General features: G+C 40.4%; 15 protein-coding genes. 10 read left to right on the forward strand and 5 right to left on the reverse strand.

What is annotated here, in order from left to right; translation table 11 throughout:
- Positions 1–17: 17 nt before the first annotated feature.
- From gldE to mutY, 3 genes are all read right to left on the reverse strand, one after another.
- Entirely contained in the window at positions 18–1,340 is a 1,323-nt protein-coding gene (gldE, locus tag ACT3CD_RS02510; protein ID WP_444642621.1) for a gliding motility-associated protein GldE, read from the reverse strand.
- Between the two features lie 10 nt (positions 1,341–1,350).
- A complete protein-coding gene (locus ACT3CD_RS02515; protein ID WP_444642623.1) occupies positions 1,351–1,842 on the reverse strand; it encodes a single-stranded DNA-binding protein in 492 nt (163 codons plus the stop codon).
- 90 nt (positions 1,843–1,932) lie between these two features.
- Positions 1,933–3,000 (reverse strand): A/G-specific adenine glycosylase, encoded by a 1,068-nt coding sequence (gene mutY, locus ACT3CD_RS02520; RefSeq protein WP_444642625.1) that lies wholly within the window; start codon positions 2,998–3,000, stop codon positions 1,933–1,935.
- Positions 3,001–3,124: 124 nt separating this feature from the next.
- On the opposite strand from mutY, the gene ACT3CD_RS02525 reads away from it, so the two are divergent.
- Together ACT3CD_RS02525 and ACT3CD_RS02530 are read left to right on the forward strand one after the other, a co-directional pair.
- Positions 3,125–3,409, forward strand: coding sequence for an HU family DNA-binding protein (locus tag ACT3CD_RS02525; RefSeq protein WP_444642627.1), 285 nt, complete (start codon positions 3,125–3,127; stop codon positions 3,407–3,409).
- Positions 3,410–3,631: 222 nt separating this feature from the next.
- On the forward strand, positions 3,632–5,182 hold the full coding sequence (locus ACT3CD_RS02530; protein ID WP_444642629.1) for an Rne/Rng family ribonuclease: 1,551 nt from the start codon (positions 3,632–3,634) through the stop codon (positions 5,180–5,182).
- A gap of 13 nt (positions 5,183–5,195) precedes the next feature.
- Here ACT3CD_RS02530 and ACT3CD_RS02535 read toward each other — a convergent pair whose 3' ends face one another.
- Together ACT3CD_RS02535 and ACT3CD_RS02540 are read right to left on the reverse strand one after the other, a co-directional pair.
- Complete coding sequence (locus ACT3CD_RS02535; protein WP_444642630.1) at positions 5,196–5,924, reverse strand: acyl-[acyl-carrier-protein] thioesterase; 729 nt, start codon at positions 5,922–5,924, stop codon at positions 5,196–5,198.
- Between the two features lie 195 nt (positions 5,925–6,119).
- Positions 6,120–6,656: an HDIG domain-containing metalloprotein gene (locus ACT3CD_RS02540; protein ID WP_444642632.1), complete on the reverse strand. Its 537-nt coding sequence runs from the start codon at positions 6,654–6,656 to the stop codon at positions 6,120–6,122.
- Between the two features lie 277 nt (positions 6,657–6,933).
- On the opposite strand from ACT3CD_RS02540, the gene ric reads away from it, so the two are divergent.
- From ric to ACT3CD_RS02580, 8 genes are all read left to right on the forward strand, one after another.
- Complete coding sequence (gene ric, locus ACT3CD_RS02545) at positions 6,934–7,668, forward strand: iron-sulfur cluster repair di-iron protein (RefSeq protein ID WP_444642634.1); 735 nt, start codon at positions 6,934–6,936, stop codon at positions 7,666–7,668.
- A 19-nt stretch (positions 7,669–7,687) separates the two neighbouring features.
- Positions 7,688–8,134, forward strand: coding sequence for an RrF2 family transcriptional regulator (locus tag ACT3CD_RS02550; RefSeq protein WP_444642636.1), 447 nt, complete (start codon positions 7,688–7,690; stop codon positions 8,132–8,134).
- 59 nt (positions 8,135–8,193) lie between these two features.
- Positions 8,194–9,114, forward strand: coding sequence for an ABC transporter ATP-binding protein (locus ACT3CD_RS02555; protein ID WP_444642638.1), 921 nt, complete (start codon positions 8,194–8,196; stop codon positions 9,112–9,114).
- Positions 9,115–9,298: 184 nt separating this feature from the next.
- Positions 9,299–10,642: an ABC transporter permease gene (locus ACT3CD_RS02560; protein WP_444642640.1), complete on the forward strand. Its 1,344-nt coding sequence runs from the start codon at positions 9,299–9,301 to the stop codon at positions 10,640–10,642.
- A gap of 79 nt (positions 10,643–10,721) precedes the next feature.
- Complete coding sequence (locus tag ACT3CD_RS02565) at positions 10,722–11,660, forward strand: Ppx/GppA phosphatase family protein (RefSeq protein ID WP_444642642.1); 939 nt, start codon at positions 10,722–10,724, stop codon at positions 11,658–11,660.
- 74 nt (positions 11,661–11,734) lie between these two features.
- Positions 11,735–12,898 (forward strand): sigma-54-dependent transcriptional regulator, encoded by a 1,164-nt coding sequence (locus ACT3CD_RS02570; protein ID WP_444642644.1) that lies wholly within the window; start codon positions 11,735–11,737, stop codon positions 12,896–12,898.
- An 89-nt stretch (positions 12,899–12,987) separates the two neighbouring features.
- The gene (locus tag ACT3CD_RS02575) at positions 12,988–13,974 is read left to right on the forward strand and encodes a type I phosphomannose isomerase catalytic subunit (RefSeq protein WP_444642646.1); all 987 of its coding nucleotides are present in this window, start codon (positions 12,988–12,990) and stop codon (positions 13,972–13,974) included.
- Between the two features lie 178 nt (positions 13,975–14,152).
- Positions 14,153–15,454 (forward strand): aspartate kinase, encoded by a 1,302-nt coding sequence (locus ACT3CD_RS02580; RefSeq protein WP_444642648.1) that lies wholly within the window; start codon positions 14,153–14,155, stop codon positions 15,452–15,454.
- Positions 15,455–15,521 lie beyond the last annotated feature (67 nt).

Genomic DNA, 15,521 nt, shown 5'->3' on the forward strand with positions numbered 1-15,521 from the left:
ATAGAATTGATTTTTTGTTATTTTTTGAGGACTGAAAATTTTATTTTTTTGATGCGTCGGTTGTCGGCCGACATGATGGTGAATTGATGACCGGCGTAGTTTATGATTTCATGTTTCATGGGTATTTCGCCGCGTAATTCGAGCAGCAAGCCGGCAATGGTTTCAGCTTCGCCCGACACTTTGCTAAAGGTGTTTTCGGGCAGGCCTGTTATGCGCAAAAAATCTTTTAGAAGAGTTTTTCCCTCAAAAAGATAATCACCGTCGGGTAGCATCACAAAGTTAACCTCTTCTTCGTCCATTTCATCGCTAATATCGCCAACAATTTCTTCCAGAATATCTTCGAGAGTTACAATGCCGGCTGTTCCACCATATTCGTCCACCACTATGGCCATGTGATTTTTTCGGGCTTTAAATTCATGTAGCAGATCGTTTAATTTTTTGTTCTCGGGTACGTAATAGGCCGGACGTATGAGTTTTTGCCACTGAAAAGTATTGTCAAGACCAAGGTAAGGCAATAAATCTTTTACATAGAGGATGCCTTTTACATCATCGGGACCATCATCATATACCGGGAATCTGGAATAACCTGTTTCTATTATTACGGCAATTATTTTTGATAATTCGCTACGAATGTCTATGTCTTCAACGTCCACTCGGGCCGTCATTATTTCATCCACTGTGATGTTTCCAAAGTTAACAATCCCCTTTAGTATCTCTTTCCCTTCTGTGACTTCGTCATTGGTTAATTCCAAAGCCTGCGAAATATCATCCATCGAAAGGCTTTTCATTTTTCTGGCCAGTCGTTTGTTTACGATATTGGTGGATTTAACCATCAGTGTGCTTATCGGCTTAAATATTTTGAGGAGGACGCGCAACGGATATGCCATGTAGCGCGCAAATTTTCTGGGGTAACGGCCGGCGTATATTTTGGGGAGAATTTCTCCAAAAAACAGAATCAGAGCCGTGATGAAGACGGTCTCAAAAATGAATTTTACCACGTTGGGGTCGTCAAAAGTAAAGAGCTCTGTAATAATAAATGACGACAGTATTACAATGCCAACATTCACAAAGTTGTTGCTAATGAGAATGGTGGCCAGCAAATATTCAGGTGTTTTTAAATTTTCCAGTACTAACAGATTGGCACGGCCATTCAGAACCCGTATCTCTGCTAAATCGTGAGGTTTAAGCGAAAAATAAGCTACTTCGGACCCTGAAATCAGCGCCGAACTTATTAATAGCAGCAGGGTGGTGATAATGGCTATTATTAGTCCCAGTGTGATAGGCTGAAGATGAATAAATAAAAAAGCCGATGTGATGTTTAAAAATGGTTCTGGTTCCAAACTTTACATATTAAAATGGTAAATCGTCTTCCACGTCATTGCCCGTATCGCCGGCAAATGGGTCGTTGGCCTGATTGTCGGGTTGTGGCGATGCACTGTTTTGAGCTGGCGACGCAGGATTGGCCGAATGTGACGTCTGATTCTGGGTTATGGCATTGTCATCTGATGCTGGTTTTCGTCCTACAAAGTTAATAACATCGGCCACAATTTCGGTAATATATCGTTTAACTCCATTGGCGTCATCGTATGATCGTGTTCTGATTTTTCCTTCCACGTAGAGTTGAGAGCCTTTTTTTATATAATTTTCGGCTAATTTGGCCAGCCCCCGCCAGGCTACGATGTTGTGCCATTCTGTGCGATCGGGGATTTCTTGCCCGTCGCGTGTTTTAAACCCGCGTTCTGTTGTTGCCAGAGAGAAGTTTGCTACAGCCACATCGTTGTCGAAATATTTTATTTCCGGGTCCTTGCCCACATTTCCTAATAATATAACTTTGTTTACCATGATGTTGTGTTTAAGTGATTAGGTGTTAATGTCTTTTTATATATTATTCTACCCGACTAAATTACAAAACTACAAAGGAATTAAAAAACATCATGTAATCAGTTTTGGGAAAATATGATTCAATTTATCTGAGATAATTTTAGGCACTGGCAGATGACTTACTTCATCGTGGTTGTAAAACTGAATTTTTTGTTCATTGATGACCGATGGAATAGATGATTTGTGTTCTGTTATAATATAAAAAAAACGAATATGTAGTTCCTGATGGGTTAATTGATGTCTGATATCCTGGTCTTTTTTAATCAGCCGTTGATTGTCGTAGGACCAGTTAAGTCGTTTTTTGAGCTGTGCGATGCTTAACAGCCTGGTGTCCTCAATTAGCGGGAATTGATACATGTCTTGCCATATATCTCCTGATTGTCGCAGGGTTAAATAGACCTCCTGCCCTGTAAGAATAATGAGGTAGTTGAAAAATCGCCGTGTACGTTTTGTCTTTTTACTTTTAACAGGCAGGTTTATTGTCTGGCCATTATGGGCTGCCTGGCAATTTAGATATAGAGGACAATCAGAACATTTGGGAGATGTGGGCAGGCATATTGTGGCGCCAAGATCCATGATGGCCTGATTGAAGTCGCCTGGATGATTTTGTGTAATTAATTGGTTGCCCAATGTCTCGAATTGTTTTTTGCCCTCGGTGGTGTCTATTGGTGTATGAATGTTGAAGTATCTCGATAATAGCCGGTAGGCGTTTCCATCAATGGCGGCATGTGGCAGGTTAAAGGCCATTGAAGCGATGGCTGCTGCCGTGTACGGTCCAATGCCTTTTAATTTTAGCAGGTCTTTTTTTGAGTCGGGTATTTTTCCATCGAATTGTAGCATAACCTGTTGAGCGGCCTGATGCAGATTGCGTGCACGACTGTAATAGCCCAATCCTTGCCATGCTTTTAAAACCTGTTGTTGGTTGGCGTTGGCCAGTGTGGCTACATCCGGGAAGAAATTAAGAAAGCGATAGTAGTAGTTTAACCCCTGAATAACTTGCGTTTGTTGGAGTATAACTTCTGATATCCAGATTTGATACGGATCGGATGTTTTTCGCCATGGTAAATCTCTTTTGTTTGATTGATACCATTTTATAATTGTTCGACTGAATTCTGTCATTTTTTAAAAATTATCCAAAAATACGTCTTTTCGTTTTTTTTTGAATGCAAAAGCATTTATATTTGCACACTGAATTTGGAAAAAAGCTGTATAATCAACTGATAATTAAATAATTTTCTAAGCAATGACAAAGGCTGATATTGTAAACGAAGTTTCGAAAAATACAGGTATTGAGAAGGTTACAGTTCAGAAGACTGTTGAAGCCTTCATGGAGACTGTTAAGGGAAATCTGGTTAAGGGTAACAATGTTTACCTGAGAGGTTTTGGAAGTTTCGTTACCAAGAAAAGAGCAGAAAAAACTGCCCGGAACATTTCAAAGAATACTACGATTATCATTCCGGAACATTTCATTCCATCATTTAAGCCCTCAAAAAGCTTTATTTTGAAGGTGAAAAATAACGTAAAATAAAAATTTTAATTTTTAAAACGAAGCACCATGCCAAGTGGAAAAAAAAGAAAGCGGCATAAGATGGCCACGCATAAAAGAAAAAAGAGATTAAGAAAAAACAGACATAAGAAGAAATAGTCTGTTCTGAAAGGAACTTAAAGAACAAACAGAAAGATGTCTGTTTGTTCTTTTTTTTAAGATTTAACGATCTTTGAAATTATTTATTAATCAATTCGTAACATAGTGAGTGCAGAACTATTTGTTGATGTTGCTCCTGATGAATTGACCATTGCTTTACTTGAGGACAAGCGTTTAGCTGAGTTACGCAAGGAACAAAGCAGTGTTCATTTTGCCGTTGGTGATATTTATGTGGGCAAGGTTAAAAAAATCATGCCCGGTTTAAATGCTGCTTTTGTTGACGTAGGGTATGAGAAAGATGCTTTTTTACATTATCTGGATCTTGGACCACAATTTCGAACCCTTCAAAAATATGTCAACGTAATACGGTCAAAGAAGGGAGGAACAGCGATGCACAAGCTAAAATCGGAGAATGATATTGACAAAAACGGAACAATAGCTGAAGTTTTGTCACCGGGGCAGGAAGTGCTGGTTCAGGTTGCTAAAGAGCCGATCTCGACCAAAGGCCCCCGATTAACTTCAGAAATTTCAATTGCCGGACGTAACCTGATATTAATTCCTTTCTCAGATAGGGTATCGGTGAGTCAGAAAATTCAAAAACCCGAGGAACGAAATCGTTTAAAACGTTTGTTGCTCAGTATAAAACCCAAAAATTACGGTGTAATTATCCGTACTGTTGCAGAAGACAAAAGAGTTGCCGAGTTGGATAAAGAATTAAGAACTCTCGTTAAGCGTTGGGAGGATTCGTCATCAAAATTAAACAGTGTTAAATCACCTGGTTTGGTTTTAGGTGAAATAGGACGGACCACAGCTTTCTTGAGAGATCTTTTTAATCCCTCCTTTCAGGGGGTATATGTAAATGACCAGGAGGTATATCGCGAACTAAGTGATTATGTGGAGCTGATTGCTCCCGGTCGTGAAAAGATTGTAAAATACCATAACGGCAATGTCCCTATGTTCGACCAGTACGGTATCGAGAAGCAGATTAAAGCGTCTTTTGGACAAACTGTTTCGTTTAGAAGCGGTGCCTACCTAATAATTCAACATACCGAAGCGCTTCATGTGATCGACGTGAACAGCGGTAACCGTTCAAAATCGGCGAGTAACCAGGAAAGTAACGCCGTGGATGTAAATGTGGCTGCTGCCGAAGAAATTGCCCGTCAGTTAAGACTTCGGGATATGGGTGGTATTATTGTTGTCGATTTTATCGATATGCAGGATAATGACCATAAACAAAAGGTTTTTGAAAAAATGAAGGAAGCCATGGCTTCCGACCGGACAAAACACAATATTCTTCCGTTAAGTAAGTTTGGACTAATGCAAATAACCCGGCAAAGGGTGCGTCCTGAGATGCACATTGCCACTGAGGAGAAATGCCCTTCGTGTTTAGGAAGTGGGGTAATTAGTCCATCGATTTTGTTTACTGATCAAATTGAAAACAGCCTCCGATTAGCTGTGCAAACGCAAAAATTAAAGAAGATGACCCTGAGGGTGCATCCGTATTTGTATGCTTATATTAAAAAGGGTTTCCCGTCCATGATTATGAAGTGGCGATGGAAATATGGCTTTGGTATAAAGGTGCAACCCTCCGATGCTTTAGCATTTTTAGAGTTCAAGATTACAGACCATAAAAATAGAAAGGTCGATCTCAATTGAGATCGATCTTTTTTTATGGCCTGAAGTGTAAGTGTGCCAACAGTCCTGCTTTTCCATTGGTATGAATGAGGGCCATTTTTATGTCCGATTCGTTGTTAGTTCGACAGTGTATGGCCGCGTCTTCACCTTCGGTGAACTCGCTGAGGTAGTGAAGCGTAATCTTTTTAATTGGAATGGACGTAGGCATCTGGTCGTGTAACGTGTCGAGTAACCATTCCACATAGCGGGTGTTATTGACGTGTCGGTTTATGTCGAGATCCGAGTATCTTACTTTTCTTATTTCGCATGGCGATGAATAATTAAAGGTTTCAGGTTGTTCAATGGATTCTGGAATGGCTTTATGGTCCGGTTCAAATGGCATGTTTGTAAGATGCGGTGCGGGTCGCACCAATCGTTTGGTTTCGCTGTTTACCATGAGCCATTGTGAGGTGGCTTTTACATAGTCCTCAGTGCCATTACTGATGGTAAAATCACGCGATGTTAGTAGTTTGTCGAGGCACCGTGGCCAGGTTTCGATGATGCAGGTTTCATCCATTGTCGGCAATTTTTTTATCTCTAAAGTAATGGCGTGCAGAACCCAAAATATATTTTGTTGTTTCAGTTGATGATACCCAACCCCCAGTACTGAAGCATGTTCGTGAGCAGCTTGCTGCATACCTCTTAATATGGCGGGGATAGAGATTGTGCCAGCGGTTGTTAAGTCGAAGGATGCGACTTTGAGTTGGTGTTTGTATGATGACATTTTGCCTTTTTTAAATAATTTCGTGTAATAATTTATCGCTTATTTTTAAACCCGGCTTACCGTTTATTTTGTCCTTTGATCTGATTTGACGATAATATGGTGATCCGGTTCAGGGCTTGAGAAGTCCGTAAAATTGGATTTTACAGCAGTTAATGACCATTTAAAAGACCAGCATAACTGAGAAGTTGAACTCTTTTATAAAAATTTTTCGCACCATTGGTTAAATCGCTTCAGTTGCTCTGGCCCGAATTGACTCAATTTTTCTCTTATTTGTATTAATGATTTTTCTTTGGTGGGTTGTTTCCCTTTGCTGTAAAATTTGTCGGCAAAGCATAAAATTTCTTCTTCGATAGTGGTCGGCAACATGTCGCGATGAGGCAGCGGGAGATTACCGGTTTCTATGTCGTGTAATGATAATCCAGCGCCTGTGTGATGTTCAGCAAACATCGCCAAATGTTGCGCTCCTGATTTTTCCAGCATTTCCCGGCCTATTACGCCGTGTCTGATATATGGTGCTGTGCCGTGGCAGTCAATGTCTGGTGCATTGGTGGCAATGATGCCGATGTCGTGCAGCATTGCACCGTCGGACAGCAGTTGTTCGTTTGCCATAAGCTCGGGATGCCGACTTACAATCTCAAGTGCTTTGTCCCGTACCAGTCTGCTGTGTGTTAAAAGCAGGTCTCTTACTTTACGACCTTTGGGGTAATATTGATTTATGATTTCTGTTACCATAATTGTTGAACAAAGATAGAAAAAATGTCAAATATTTAATTGTGGATAAATAAGTCTTTTATTATTTGATATTTGTTAGTGTTTGCTCTATTTTTGTAATAAAGATATTTGTGTCCACAATTAATTTTAGTTAGATCAGAAATCTTTATTTTGAGGTTTTTGAAGCTTAAAAAATGTGAGCTTAATATCTTAAGCTTAAATGATTTTTAAGAAAGCGAAAGCAACGTCAAAAATGGTGCTTTTTTGCTGACATTAAGTAACCAATAATTATAAGCAGATGGAAATTACAAATGAACAGACAGTGGGCGGGTTAGTCGCTTTTAATTTTAAGACGGCAGATGTTTTTAGTCGTCATGGAATCGATTTTTGCTGCGGCGGTGATATATCGCTGGCTTCTGCAGCGCAGCAGAACAACATAGCAGTTGCTGATTTGGTTGAAGAGCTGCAGCAGGTGATACATGCCCGTGATGTTGAGTCTGATTTAATTGGGCGCCTCTCTTTGGATGCTTTGGTGGATTATATTATTGAGAATCATCATCAGTATATCCGGGAAAACGTTAAGATTATACCTCCGTATCTGAATAAACTTGTAGAGGTGCATGGCCGGAATCATCCTGAATTAAAGGAAGTAAATGAACTTTTTTCGGGGGCTGTTAGCGACCTTTCAAATCACATAGTGAAAGAGGAACTCGTATTGTTTCCATATATTAAAGTTTTGGTTGAGGCAATGCAAAATGGTGTTCCCGTTGAAGATCCTGGTTTTGGAACGGTAGAGTCGCCGGTTATGGCTATGATGGCCGAACATGATGCGGAGGGAGAACGTTTTCGCACTATATCAAAACTGACGAATGGGTATACGCTTCCGCCTGACGGTTGTAATACCTTTCGTGTAGGGCTCGAAAAACTCAAAGAATTTGAGACTGACTTACATCGACACATTCATTTGGAAAACAATATCTTATTTCCCAAAGCGATCGAATTGGAGAAAAAATTGATAAATTCGCGAATCTAAAACAGATTTATTCAAGGATATGTTGTCAAAAGCAGCGGAATACGCTATCAGGTCTTTGGTTTATATTGCTATTAGCAACCGGGACGGGCATCGTCCCGGTTATAGGGAAATAGCCAAAGAAATTGAGGCCCCTGAACAATTTACAGCAAAGGTGCTGCAGGGGTTGGTCAGAAACGATTTTATTAAATCAGTACGGGGCCGAGGAGGGGGATTCTTTTTTGCCGCTGAGAGTAAGCCGCTCACCTTGTTGGCGGTTATTAACCAGGTGGAGGGCTATGAGCTGTTTACCCGTTGTGGTATTGGCTTAAGCCGTTGTTCGGACGAAGCTCCATGTCCCATTCATAAGCAGTATGCCGTAGTGCGTGATCAGTATCGGCAGCTGGCAGCCAATACCACCATTCAGAGTTTGGCAGATAAAATTATTTCCGGGGATGCAGTGCTTAACCGACTTCCAACTGTCCATTAGAACGATAGTTTTTTTATATTTGTGGAGAAAACGGTTATAATTAACTAAATACTCCGTAAATGACAGCTTTTTTACAAGCCAATAATATTGTTAAGCGTTATGCCAATCATTTGGCGTTGGATAATGTTAATGTTGCAGTTCCCGAAAATACTATTTTTGGTTTGTTGGGGCCCAATGGCGCCGGAAAGACAACCCTGATACGAATTATCAATCAAATTACAGGGCCTGATACTGGGCAGGTTTTATTTAATGGCCAACCGCTAACCGGTGAGCATATTTCTCAAATTGGTTATTTGCCCGAAGAACGAGGCCTATACAAGAAAATGAAGGTGGGGGAGCAGGCGCTTTATCTGGCGCAGCTCAAAGGCATGAGCCGGCAGGAGGCTTTGAAAAAATTGAAGTACTGGTTCGAGAAATTTGAAATTGAATCCTGGTGGAATAAGAAAGTTGAAGAGCTGTCAAAAGGAATGCAGCAAAAAATTCAGTTTGTCGTTACCATCCTTCATAAACCCTCTCTTCTCATTTTTGACGAGCCATTTAGTGGCTTCGACCCCATTAATGCCAACCAACTGAAAGAGGAAATCATTAATCTTAAAAAGGAAGGTTCAACCATTATTTTTAGTACTCATAATATGAGTTCGGTGGAAGAGTTGTGCGATAATATTACTTTAATAAATAAAGGAAAGGCTGTTCTGACGGGTGAAGTTGCGCAGGTTAGGTACCAATATCGTGATAATCTGGCGCAATTGGAATATTCGCAGGCATCTGCTTCGATTGAGGATTTGTTGAAACAGCATTTTATTATAGAGCAAAAGGGGCGTGTTAACGGTCATGATTTGTTGGTTGTTAAGATGCCGGAAGATGCCGTTTTAAACGAACTCATTAAACTGGTGTCGCCCTATTGTCATATTCATAGTTGTTTTGAAGTTCTCCCAGGGATGGATGAGGTTTTTATCAGGGTAGTGGGACAGAATGAGTAATTGAAAAGAGTAATTCGAGTCAATGTCTCGTTAAGAATCAGTGCCTGACCGTAATTCAAATATCAATAATTATAACTTAATATCTTTCAGGCGAAACAGCCATGATTATTGTTTTTTTTGTTTAGGTGCTGATACACATATAGTTGTTATATTTCCCCAATAGAAAAATATAAATAGCAGACACATGAATAAAATTACGTTGGTACTTCAACGCGAGTATCTTACCCGGGTTAAAAAGAAGAGTTTTATCATTATGACCATACTAGGTCCCATTTTGTTTGCTGCCATGTTTGTAGTGCCTGCCTGGCTTGCGTCGATGGAAGATGACGAAGCTAAAACGGTGGCTGTGATTGATCAAAGTGGATTGTACCAGGGCTTGCTGAAAAATACCGGTCGCATAAGTTACGAATATCTTCCCGTGGAAGAAGAAACGGAATTAAGACATAATTTTGCGGAAAGCGGATATTATGCATACGTTGTTATCTCAGATAATTTGCTGGATCACCCCAACGCCATCCGCTTATTGTCTGATGCCCAAATTACAATGGATGTGAAAGACTATATCCGTAATTCGTTCAAAGAGTATCTGCGTAATGAAAAGTTGAAATCGTTTAAGGTGGATCATCTCGATGACATTCTTGCAGAGGTCAATTCGGTCGGGATAGAGCTTACAACGGTTAAATTGGGAACCGACGGCGATGAAAAAGAAAGCTCCACAGAGGTAGTAATGATTGTGAGTATTCTCTTTGCATTTTTAACTTATATGTTTGTTTTTGTTTACGGCACTCAGGTACTTCGTGGGGTGATGGAGGAGAAAAGCAATCGTATTGTTGAAGTCATCATTTCCTCCATTAAACCTTTTCAGTTAATGATGGGGAAAATATTGGGAATTGCTTTGGTAGCACTAACGCAATTTCTTTTATGGGTGCTTTTAACGGTGATTATTTTATTGGGTGTAAAGACCGTGATGTTTCCCGATTCGCAAATGCCAACGCGAATGGATGGAATGGAAACCATGGTAGCAGGCAATGATGTTGCTGCTCAGGGGTTATCTGATAATACCTTTGATTTCAATAAAATTAAAGAGATAATCAACAGTATGAATCCGTTTCAAACGTTGTTTTTCTTCGTGCTTTATTTTATTGGCGGCTATTTGTTATATGCGGCATTATTTGCTGCCGTGGGTGCAGCTATCGATAATGAAACCGATTCACAGCAGTTTATATTTCCTATTACCATTCCCATTATTATCGCTTTATACGTGGCAATGGCGGCTTTTAGAAATCCACACAGCGATTTGGTTTTTTGGTTTTCTATGATTCCGCTAACATCGCCCGTGGTCATGATGGCCCGCATTCCATTTGAAGTGCCTCTATGGCAGATACTGCTCTCGTTAACGTTATTGGTTGGAGGTTTTGTTTTTGCGACCTGGTTTGCCGCCAGAATTTATCGGACCGGTATTTTGATGTATGGTAAAAAAGTTGATTATAAAGAGCTTTGGAAGTGGTTCCGGCAAGCCGGGAAATGAGAATGTTGCTTGTTCTTATTTCATTAGGGAAAGGTTGCAAAATTTAATATTTTTGAAGTTTATTGTCTGAATCACAAATATGGAAAAAACACGTGTTGCCATTATCGACCTTGGAACTAATACTTTTAATCTTTTGATTACTGAGGTTGAGGGTTCCACATATCGGGTTTTGACCGAATCGAAATATCAGGCCCGATTGGGAGAAGGGGGAATTCACAAAGCCACTATTACGCCGGAGGCTATGAAGAGAGGTGTGGAGGGCTTAACAGCCCATCTCATTACCATCTCGGAATATCAGGTGGAAAGCATTTTTTGTTTTGCTACGTCCGCCATACGAAGTGCGACTAATGGGGCTGAGTTTGTTCGTCGGGTAAAACAAGAATTGGGGCTTACCATTCGGGTTATTCCTGGTGACGAGGAAGCTCAGACTATTTTTGACGGCATTAAACAGGTTGTGCCACTGGGTAAAGAGTATACACTTATCATGGATATTGGAGGCGGTAGTGTGGAATTTATTATTGCAAACCGTAACGGAATAGCGTGGAAAGATAGTTATAACATCGGGACGGCGCGAATTCTGGAGCAATTTACGCCTTCTGATCCCATTACCAGTGAAGAAATTGTACATATTGAGAAGTATCTCTATTCAAAGCTCGAAACCCTTTTCGAAGCTGTTGCTAAATATCCTATTTATAAATTAGTTGGTTCTTCCGGTTCCTTTGACACGCTGGCAGCCATTATTGCCAAAGAGGAATATCCTTTGTTGGATTTATCGAAGGGAACCACTTTTGAGTTTAAAGAAAGCGGTTATAAAGTGTTGCACGATAGACTAATGGCTTCTGACGCAGCAACTCGAAGAACGATGCCGGGGATGGATCCATCGCGTATTGAGAATATTATTCCTGCTACTATTATAATTCAGTGTGTTTTTGAACATGTGCGGCCAAAGGAAATTTGGCAATGTTCTTTTGCTCTTAAAGAAGGGGCTATACAACAAATTATTAGTAGTGAATTATAATTGTATTGGCCGGGCTGATTTATACTGAAATTAACACCCGCTGGAGGTGCCGTTTATATTAATTACGTTTAAACATGTCAAAGATTCTGGTTGTCGACGATCAAAAAAGTATACGTAATACGCTTAAAGAAATTCTTGAGTATGAAAAGAATGAGGTGATAACTGCCGAAAATGGGATGGAGGGCCTCCGTTTTTTTGAGAAAGAAAAGTTTGATGTGGTTTTGTGCGATATTAAAATGCCCGAGATGGATGGCATCGAGGTGTTGCAAAAGTTGATGGAACGTGACCCGGAGACTCCTGTCATTATGATTTCGGGGCATGGCAATATCGATACTGCCGTTGATGCAATAAAGAAAGGTGCTTATGATTTTATTGAGAAACCACTTGATCTGAATCGGTTGCTGGTGACCATTCGCAATGCAATTGAAAGGAAAGATTTGGTGGTTGAAACCACCGTTTTAAGGCGAAAAGTAAGTAAAACTTACGAAATGATTGGTGAGTCGGCAGCCATTACAGCGGTGAAGCAAATGATTGAAAAAGTGGCACCTACCGATGCCCGTGTATTAATAACTGGCAGTAATGGAACCGGTAAAGAGCTTGTGGCGCGTTGGTTACATGAGAGAAGTCATAGAGCTGCCATGCCGTTTGTGGAGGTTAATTGCGCGGCAATTCCTTCTGAGTTGATCGAGAGTGAGTTGTTTGGACACGAAAAGGGTGCTTTTACCTCGGCTGTTAAGCAACGTAAAGGTAAATTTGAACAGGCTGACGGGGGAACCCTCTTCCTGGATGAAATTGGTGATATGAGTATGGCGGCTCAGGCCAAGGTGCTGAGGGCGCTTCAGGAAAATGTTATTTCGCGTGTGGGAAGCGATAAAGATATAAAAGTGGATGTAAGGGTTCTGGCTGCTACCAATAAAAATCTTCAGGAAGAAATTAAAAATGGTAATTTTCGTGAGGACCTTTACCATCGTTTGAGTGTAATTCCTATTCATGTGCCCTCGTTAAGCGAACGCAAAGAGGATATTCCTTTATTAACGGCACATTTCAATACAATGATTTGTAATGAGCTGGGTATTGCTGAAAAGAAATTTGATGACTCGGCTATTGCTGCCCTTCAGGAATTGGACTGGACCGGTAATATTCGTGAATTTCGTAATGTGATTGAACGCTTAATCATTCTTTGCAATCAGGAAGTTACCGGTAAAGAAGTCAAGGCTTATGCCATTCCTGTCTGGTAGTTGTTAAGTTTTTTTGGTGGTTGAAGTATGACCGCGAACTTCGACTGATAAATGATTGTTGGTTTCCAAAAATTAAATATATATATCAAATGACAAGTAAGTTATATCCACTCAAGTTTGAGCCAATTTTGAAATACAGGGTGTGGGGGGGCGAAAAGCTTCAGACGTATCTTAATAAGAATTTTAAAGGACAGAAAAATATTGGCGAAAGCTGGGAGTTATCCGGCGTTGATGGTGATATCTCAGTGGTGAGTAATGGTTTTTTGAAAGGCAATAGTCTCACCGAATTGATGGAAGTATACATGGGAGATTTAATGGGTGAGCGTGTTTTTGAGAAATTTGGATTATCGTTCCCCCTGCTTATTAAATTTATTGATGCACGTGAGGCTTTATCCATACAGGTTCATCCCGATGATCAGCTGGCGAAAGAACGCCATCAGTCATTTGGTAAAACAGAAATGTGGTACGTCATGCAGGCGGAGCCGGAAGCCAGTCTTATTAATGGATTCGCCAGGGAAGTGAAGCCCGCTGAATATGTCAGGGCCGTTGAAAATAATACCGTTGAGTCTATTTTGGCCAGCCATCCGGTACACTCTGGTGATGTCTTTTTTATTCCGGCCGGCCGGGTTCATGCCATTGGCGCCGGAATTGTTATTGCCGAAATTCAACAAACTTCGGATATTACCTATCGAATTTATGATTTTGGACGCGTGGATAAGGATGGCAAAACTCGTGAGTTGCATACACAGCAGGCTAAGGATGCGATCGATTACAAGTTATACGATAATTTTGTCACTAAATATAAACCGGAGCCAAACCGTTCGGTGGAGGCGGTGAGTTGTCCCTATTTTTCGACCAGTGTTTTGGAGGCCACAAATACTGTGATTCGTGATTATTATCCGCTGGATTCGTTTGTAATTCTTATTGCTACCGAAGGCGAAGCTGAGATAAAATATGAAGGCGGTACCGAGAATATTACAAAAGGGGAAACCGTTTTAATTCCGGCCGATTTGAGGCAGATTGAAATTGTGCCCGATAAGACGGTGAAGCTGCTGGAGGTATATGTGCCACATTAAGTATCGATAGTGTTACTTCTTATAAATTTTTAAAATTGTAACGATTTTGTTGTCTTTTTATTATAATAATCGTCGGATTGCTATAAATTTGCAATCCGAGAGGGCGTCTTTTAGTTATTCCCAATCGATAAACCAGGTAATAAACAGCTAAAAATCAACTTTTAAAATGATTAAAGTGATGAAATTTGGCGGAACATCTGTTGGTTCTGCCGAAAGAATGAAGGAAGTAGCTCGGCTAATTGTTGACAAAGAACGTAAAATAGTCGTGTTGTCTGCAATGGCGGGTACGACCAATAGCCTTGTTGATATTGCTAACTATCTTTATAAAAAGAATCACGATGGGGCCAATGAAGTTATAAGCAGACTGGAGCGTCTATATAACAACGAAGTTGAAGCCCTGTTTTCGACTGCCGAGTATAAGGAGAAAGGCCACGCTTTGGTTCTCTCTCATTTTGATTATATAAAATCTTTTACCAAGGATGTTTTTACTGTCTTCGAGGAAAAATCTATTTTAGCTCAGGGGGAGTTGCTTTCTACGGCTTTAATGAATTTTTATTTGAATGAGCAGGGTTATAATTCAATGCTGTTGCCGGCTTTGGATTTTATGCGTACGAACAAAAATGGTGAGCCGGACAGCCCTTTTATTAAGGAAAATCTGAATACTTTTTTGGATGAAAATAAGGGCTATGATCTGTTTATTACCCAAGGTTATATCTGCCGGAACGCATTTGGTGAGATCGATAATTTACAGCGTGGGGGTAGTGACTATTCGGCCTCGTTAATTGGGGCGGCAATTAGTGCCAGCGAAATTCAAATATGGACCGACATTGACGGTATGCATAATAACGATCCTCGTTACGTTGAAAATACCCGGTCTATCTCGCATTTGTCGTTTGATGAAGCGGCTGAATTGGCTTATTTTGGTGCAAAAATTTTACACCCAACCAGTGTGTTACCCGCTAAATTGGGTAATATTCCTGTTCGTTTGCTTAATACGTTAGACCCTAAAGCCAAGGGAACTCTTATATCGGCTGAAGAATCGCATGCCGGTATTGCTGCAGTAGCTGCAAAAGATGGTATTACTGCTATCCGTATTAAATCCGGACGTATGTTGTTGGCTTACGGTTTCTTGCGTCAGATTTTTGAAATTTTTGAGAGTTATAAAACGCCGATTGATATGATCACAACTTCCGAAGTGGGGGTGTCGGTTACCATCGATAGCGATAAGCATCTGGAGGATATTGTTGACAGCATACGTAAGTTTGGAACCGTAGAAGTTGATCGCGACCAGGTTATTGTTTGTGTGGTTGGGCACCTGGTAAGAGATAATAAAGGGTATGCCAACAAAATATTTGAAGCTCTTAAAGAAATTCCTGTTCGCATGATTTCTTATGGCGGTAGTGATCATAATATCTCCTTGCTGGTGGCTTCAGATCATAAAAAAGACGCATTAAGAGCATTGAGCGCTAAGCTATTTTAATTGTTGGGAGTTATTTTACGTAACCTTGTTGGTTGCCAACTTTGTATTATTGTGATGTAATAAACCG

This window comes from Geofilum sp. OHC36d9 (assembly GCF_052400685.1).
Taxonomy (GTDB): domain Bacteria; phylum Bacteroidota; class Bacteroidia; order Bacteroidales; family Marinilabiliaceae; genus CAZHHH01.

Excerpts from the sequence above, each read along its gene's own strand:
- ACT3CD_RS02535 (WP_444642630.1), bottom strand. The coding sequence starts at position 5,924 with ATGTCATCATACAAACACCAACTCAAAGTCGCATCCTTCGACTTAACA.
- ACT3CD_RS02515 (WP_444642623.1), bottom strand. The coding sequence starts at position 1,842 with ATGGTAAACAAAGTTATATTATTAGGAAATGTGGGCAAGGACCCGGAA.
- ACT3CD_RS02525 (WP_444642627.1), top strand. The coding sequence starts at position 3,125 with ATGACAAAGGCTGATATTGTAAACGAAGTTTCGAAAAATACAGGTATT.
- ACT3CD_RS02555 (WP_444642638.1), top strand. The coding sequence starts at position 8,194 with ATGACAGCTTTTTTACAAGCCAATAATATTGTTAAGCGTTATGCCAAT.
- ACT3CD_RS02560 (WP_444642640.1), top strand. The coding sequence starts at position 9,299 with ATGAATAAAATTACGTTGGTACTTCAACGCGAGTATCTTACCCGGGTT.
- ACT3CD_RS02570 (WP_444642644.1), top strand. The coding sequence starts at position 11,735 with ATGTCAAAGATTCTGGTTGTCGACGATCAAAAAAGTATACGTAATACG.
- ACT3CD_RS02575 (WP_444642646.1), top strand. The coding sequence starts at position 12,988 with ATGACAAGTAAGTTATATCCACTCAAGTTTGAGCCAATTTTGAAATAC.
- ric (WP_444642634.1), top strand. The coding sequence starts at position 6,934 with ATGGAAATTACAAATGAACAGACAGTGGGCGGGTTAGTCGCTTTTAAT.
- ACT3CD_RS02565 (WP_444642642.1), top strand. The coding sequence starts at position 10,722 with ATGGAAAAAACACGTGTTGCCATTATCGACCTTGGAACTAATACTTTT.
- ACT3CD_RS02550 (WP_444642636.1), top strand. The coding sequence starts at position 7,688 with ATGTTGTCAAAAGCAGCGGAATACGCTATCAGGTCTTTGGTTTATATT.
- mutY (WP_444642625.1), bottom strand. The coding sequence starts at position 3,000 with ATGACAGAATTCAGTCGAACAATTATAAAATGGTATCAATCAAACAAA.
- ACT3CD_RS02540 (WP_444642632.1), bottom strand. The coding sequence starts at position 6,656 with ATGGTAACAGAAATCATAAATCAATATTACCCCAAAGGTCGTAAAGTA.
- ACT3CD_RS02580 (WP_444642648.1), top strand. The coding sequence starts at position 14,153 with ATGAAATTTGGCGGAACATCTGTTGGTTCTGCCGAAAGAATGAAGGAA.